Source organism: Actinomadura soli, from assembly GCF_005889715.1.
GTDB lineage: Bacteria > Actinomycetota > Actinomycetes > Streptosporangiales > Streptosporangiaceae > Spirillospora > Spirillospora soli.
On record NZ_VCKW01000396.1, the window covers coordinates 1 to 5203 of the forward strand.

Annotated in this window: 4 protein-coding genes; 2 read left to right on the forward strand and 2 right to left on the reverse strand. The window is 69.3% G+C overall.

Features of this window, described 5'->3' with window-relative positions:
* Positions 1-398, forward strand: a 398-nt coding sequence (gene dhaM / locus ETD83_RS39040; protein WP_329603058.1) for a dihydroxyacetone kinase phosphoryl donor subunit DhaM, incomplete at its 5' end; no start/stop codon positions are given.
* 9 nt (positions 399-407) lie between these two features.
* On the opposite strand, the gene ETD83_RS39045 is transcribed toward dhaM, so the two are convergent.
* Together ETD83_RS39045 and ETD83_RS39050 are read right to left on the reverse strand one after the other, a co-directional pair.
* Complete coding sequence (locus tag ETD83_RS39045; RefSeq protein ID WP_138650223.1) at positions 408-710, reverse strand: protealysin inhibitor emfourin; 303 nt, start codon at positions 708-710, stop codon at positions 408-410.
* 114 nt (positions 711-824) lie between these two features.
* Positions 825-2294 carry a gluzincin family metallopeptidase gene (locus tag ETD83_RS39050; RefSeq protein WP_138650225.1) on the reverse strand — a complete coding sequence of 490 codons (1470 nt, stop codon included), beginning with the start codon at positions 2292-2294 and terminating at the stop codon, positions 825-827.
* A gap of 460 nt (positions 2295-2754) precedes the next feature.
* Between ETD83_RS39050 and pcrA the strand changes: the two genes are divergently transcribed.
* Positions 2755-5010: a DNA helicase PcrA gene (pcrA, locus tag ETD83_RS39055; protein WP_171064694.1), complete on the forward strand. Its 2256-nt coding sequence runs from the start codon at positions 2755-2757 to the stop codon at positions 5008-5010.
* The last annotated feature ends 193 nt before the right edge of the window (positions 5011-5203 follow it).

Consider the following 5203-nt stretch of genomic DNA (forward strand, 5'->3'; position numbering starts at 1 on the left):
GGGCAGGGGTGATGGTCGGGATCGTCATCATCTCCCACAGCCGGACGCTCGCCGAGGGCGTCGCCGAGGTGGCCCGCGCGATGGGCGTCGGCCAGGCCGTCGTGGAACCCGCCGGCGGCGACTCGGAAGGACGGCTCGGCACGAGCATCGACCTCGTCGAGAGCGCCGTCGCCGCGGCGGACGGCGGCGACGGCGTGCTCCTGCTCGCCGACCTCGGCAGCTCCGTCCTCACCGCCAGGATGCTCATCGAGGACTCCGGCGGCGAGGACGTGCTGCTCGCGGACGCTCCGCTGGTCGAGGGCGCCGTCGCGGCCGCCTCCATGGCCGCGACCGGCGCGGACCTGGCCGCCGTCCACGCCGCCGCCGAAGCCGCCTTCGACCACCGGAAGACCCGCTGACCTGGGGTCTTACCCGGACGCGCCGTTGAGGAGGACGTCGAGGACGGACGAATCATCCGCCGTCGGGTCCTCCCGCACCTCGTACACGCGGGTCTCCCCGCCGCCCCGCTCGTCCTGGACGGTGATCCGATAGACGAACAGGTCGGCACCGATATCGCCGCCCTCGTCGCCGCGGTCCTGCGCGGCGGCGAGCGCGTCCAGCGCCTCCCGGACGCGCTCGGCCCGCCCGGCGGGGAGGTCGGCGATGTCGTACAGCGCGACGAGCGTTTCCAGTCCGGCGAACCCGCCGGTCCTCTCGACCTTCACGCGCATGCCCTGCCGCACCTCCCCACCGGTTCTCGAACGGCTACTTGCCGAACGAACGACTGACTCCATGCCGAACGAACAGCTACTTGCCGAACGAACAGCTACCTGCCGAACGCCCGGCTACTTGCTGAAGGCCCGGCGCAGCTCGTCCAGGTCCTCCCGGAGGATGTCATCGTCCTCCAGCGACCCGCGCTTGGCCAGCTTCTCGGGATCGACGACCTGGTACTCGGGCATCTGCATCGTCCCGCAGCAGCGGGACCTGTCCTGCTCCGCCCGCAGGCTCGCCGACAGCCCGTCGAGCGCCTCGACCTCCGTGATGTCCTGCCCGTCCCCGGTGTAGTCGGCCTCGGTCATCTTCATCTGGCCGCTCATCAGGTCGGTCAGCGGCGTCGCCGCCGTCGTGATCTCCCGGACGGCGAACCGGTTGCGGATGAACGTCCGGTAGATCGCCGGGTCGCCGCGCCCCGACGACATCTGCAGCATCTTGTTCGCCACGTCCACGTACCGCGCCCCGGTCGCCGGGGACGCCACGATCGCGTCGAACACCAGCCGGCACAGCGCGGAGGCCGTCTCGATCAGCACGAGCGCCGGGTCCTTGGTGCGCCGCTGCCGGGCCATCTCGAACATGCACATGTCCGCGAGCACGTCGTAGATCGCGCCGGTGAACACCTGGGAGATCGCGTGCACCTCGTTGCCGACCTGGCTCAGCTTGAGGTCGTTGTCGGCGTTGCGCAGCCCGGACGGCATGCCGAGCGCCCGGCCGAACTCCTCGGCGACGTCCGCCAGGAACGACTTGTCGTGCAGGTTCGCCTTGGTGAGCGCGATGAGCGCCTCCGCCTGGTCCGGCTGCGCCAGCGCCAGGAAGATCGCCGTGAGGTCGCCGAACGACTCGTGCAGCCCGCCCGTCTGCGGCGGACCGGCCGCCGACAGCCAGCCCGGCTTGAGCCCGTCGAGCAGCGCGTGGCCCATCTCGTGCGCGACGATGTCGAACGACCGGCACGTGTGGACGACCGTCGTCGGGGGCTGCCCTTCCGGGGTGAAGAACAGGAACTTCAGCGCCTTCGCCGTCCGGCTGTAGAACGCGTTCGCGCCCACTCCGGCGTGCGGGAACACCGAGATGCGGTCGGTGTTGCCGCCGACGTTCCACGCGAACGGGATCGGGTTGCCGCCGTTGTGCCGCTCGTACATGGCCATGGCCTGCCGGACGACGGCGAACGTGTGCGCGCAGTCGAACTGCGGGCTGCCCATGGGGAACACGAAGTCGCCGTTGACGTTGCGCGCCACCGGGGTGACGCCCTGCATCTCCGTCCGGACCCGCGCGTCCGTCGGCCCGTTCAGCACGACCGTCGGGACGAAGGTCAGCCGGGCGCCCAGCTCGGTGACCGACGGGTCCTGCTTGTAGATCATGAACCGGTGACCGGTCCGCGCCGGCGCCGGGACGGGCACCGGCCTCGGGACGGCCCGCGGAGCCGCCGGAGCGGCCCCTGGCACGGCGACCCGGGACATCGGTCCCGGCCGCTGCGCGGGAACCTCGATCGGCATCGCCCTGGTGCTCCGGCCCTCCTGGAAGTCCTGCTGGTGGATCGTCATCGAAGCCACCTCCCTTTACGATGCGCGAGTCTCTGCTGACCCTGCGCTCCCGTGGGTGGACACGCCTGCCTGAGCCCTGCTCCGTGCATGGCGTTCGCTATACCCCGCTATCCGCGGTGCTCTGGTGTACGGCGCGCGCTCTGCGGCTCTGGGGGTGCGAACCGGCCGGGTCCTGCTGCCGGGTCCGGCGATCGTCTCCGGCGATCGTCTCCGGCGGGTCGTCTCCAGCGGGTCGTGTCCGCCCTATCCAGCCGAACGGTCCGCCGGTCAGGAGATCGAGTCAAGCCGCCGGATCCAAATGACCTGCGATCTGTCCACATGCTGCCGTGGGGCGTCCACATGCTGCCAACCGGCGTGACAAGCCGGGGAGTCGTGTGGGCGGGACTTGCGTAGGTGCGATCGGGGCGCGGGGGTGTGGAGACGCGGAAATCGTCGGTCGGGCGCCGTAGACTCGCACGTGATGTCGAAGACCGAAGCCAACCCCTTGCTCGACGGACTCAACCCGCAGCAGCGCGAGGCCGTGCTGCACTCCGGTGGGCCGTTGCTGATCGTCGCGGGAGCCGGGTCGGGAAAGACCCGGGTCCTGACCCACCGCATCGCCCACCTGCTCGGGGAGCGGAAGGTGCACCCCGGCCAGATTCTCGCGATCACCTTCACCAACAAGGCCGCGGCCGAGATGAAGGAGCGGGTGGACGCGCTGGTCGGGCCGCGTTCGCGCGCCATGTGGGTGATGACGTTCCACTCGGCGTGCGTGCGGATCCTGCGGCGCGAGGCCAAGCGGCTCGGCTTCCCGACGAGTTTCTCGATCTACGACCAGGCCGACGCGAACCGCCTCATGGCGCTCGTCTGCCGCGAGCTCGACCTCGACCCGAAGCGGTACCCGCCGAAGGCGTTCAGCGCGCAGGTCTCCAACCTGAAGAACGAGCTGATCGACTACGAGACGTTCAAGGCGCGGGCGTCCACGCACATGGAGCAGACGCTCGGCGAGGCGTACGAGATGTACCAGGCGCGGCTCCAGCAGGCCGGCGCCATGGACTTCGATGACCTGATCATGATGACGGTCAACCTGCTGCAGGTCTTCCCCGAGGCCGCCGAGCACTACCGGCGCAGGTTCCGGCACGTCCTCGTGGACGAGTACCAGGACACGAACCACGCGCAGTACGAACTCGTCCGGGAACTGACGGCCCCGGTCGAAGGGATCGGCGCGGCCGAGCTGTGCGTCGTCGGCGACGCCGACCAGTCGATCTACGCCTTCCGCGGCGCGACCATCCGCAACATCCTGGAGTTCGAGCGCGACTACCCGGACGCCACCACGATCCTGCTCGAACAGAACTACCGCTCCACCCAGACGATCCTGTCGGCCGCCAACGCGGTCATCGAGCGCAACGCCGACCGCAAGCCGAAGAAACTCTGGTCCGACCAGGGCGAAGGCCACAAGATCACCGGCTATGTGGCCGACAACGAGCACGACGAGGCCGCGTTCGTCGCCCGCGAGGTCGACCGGCTCAGCGACGAGGGCGAGGCCCGTCCCAGCGACGTCGCCGTCTTCTACCGCACCAACGCGCAGTCCCGTGTCTTCGAAGAGGTCTTCATCCGCGTCGGCCTGCCGTACAAGGTCGTCGGCGGCGTCCGCTTCTACGAGCGCAAGGAGATCCGCGACGCGCTCGCCTACCTGCGCTGCCTCGCCAACCCCGAAGACGCGGTCTCCCTGCGCCGCATCCTGAACGTCCCGAAACGCGGCATCGGCGACCGCGCCGAGGCGTGCGTCGAGGCGTACGCGTCCCGCGAGCGGATCTCGTTCTGGCAGGCGCTGCGGGTCCCCGAGGACGTGCCCGGCATGGCGACCCGCTCGATCAACGCCGTCCGCGACTTCGTCGTCCTGCTGGACGAGCTGCGCGCCGCCGCCGAATCGCTCACCCCCGCCGACCTGGTCGCCGAGATCCTGAAAGCGAGCGGATACCTCGCCGAACTGCAGGCGTCCAAGGACCCGCAGGACGAGACCCGCGTCGAGAACCTCCACGAACTCGAAGCCGTCGCCCGCGAGTTCGAGGAGCGGCTCGACGGCGAGTCCGCCGAGGGACGCCTCCCCGAATTCCTGGAACAGGTGGCCCTGGTCGCCGACGCCGACTCCATCCCCGGCGGCGCCAAGGGCGGCCCGGTGCCTCCCGGCGAGCAGCCGGAGGAGACCGAGGGCGGCGTCGTCACGCTGATGACCCTGCACACGGCTAAGGGCTTGGAGTTCCCCGTCGTCTTCCTCACAGGGATGGAGGACGGCGTCTTCCCGCACCTGCGGGCCATGAGCAACCCGAAGGAACTGGAAGAGGAACGCCGACTCGCCTATGTCGGCATCACCCGCGCCCGGCAGCGGCTGTACCTTTCCCGCGCCGCGATGCGCAGCGCGTGGGGCGCACCACAGGTCAACCCGGCATCGCGGTTCCTTGGAGAAGTTCCGAAAACGCTCGTGGACTGGGAACGCGAGGCGTCCTCCACGTCCGGGTCGGCCATGGCGCAAATGGCGTCGCGGCCTGGCGTTCGGTCGCCTGGCAATCGTCCTGTTCCGTCCCTTACGCCCGGTGACAAGGTCACCCACGACGCCTTCGGCCTGGGGACGGTCGTCTCCGTCTACGATGGCGGCCAGAAGGCCAGCGTCGACTTCGGCGGCGAGTACGGCGTCCGGACGCTAGTCCTCCGCTACGCCACCATCGAAAAACTCTAGCCTTATCGTTCTTGGTGTTCGTTCAGGCGTGCTTTGTGGTTGATTCTTTGGTCTGATTTGTTCTAGATTCCATTGTTTTGAGGGACTTTCTGGTGTTCGGGTGGGGTGGCGCTGCGTACGGGAGCAGCTTTCGTCGGGCAGGCTCCGCCCTACCCCGCCCAACGCGCCACCCCACACACCCAATCCCCTAAAC

What these genes read in the sequence shown, in the direction of transcription:
- ETD83_RS39045 (WP_138650223.1), bottom strand. Translation starts at nt 710, where the DNA reads ATGCGCGTGAAGGTCGAGAGGACCGGCGGGTTCGCCGGACTGGAAACG.
- ETD83_RS39050 (WP_138650225.1), bottom strand. Translation starts at nt 2,294, where the DNA reads ATGACGATCCACCAGCAGGACTTCCAGGAGGGCCGGAGCACCAGGGCG.
- pcrA (WP_171064694.1), top strand. Translation starts at nt 2,755, where the DNA reads ATGTCGAAGACCGAAGCCAACCCCTTGCTCGACGGACTCAACCCGCAG.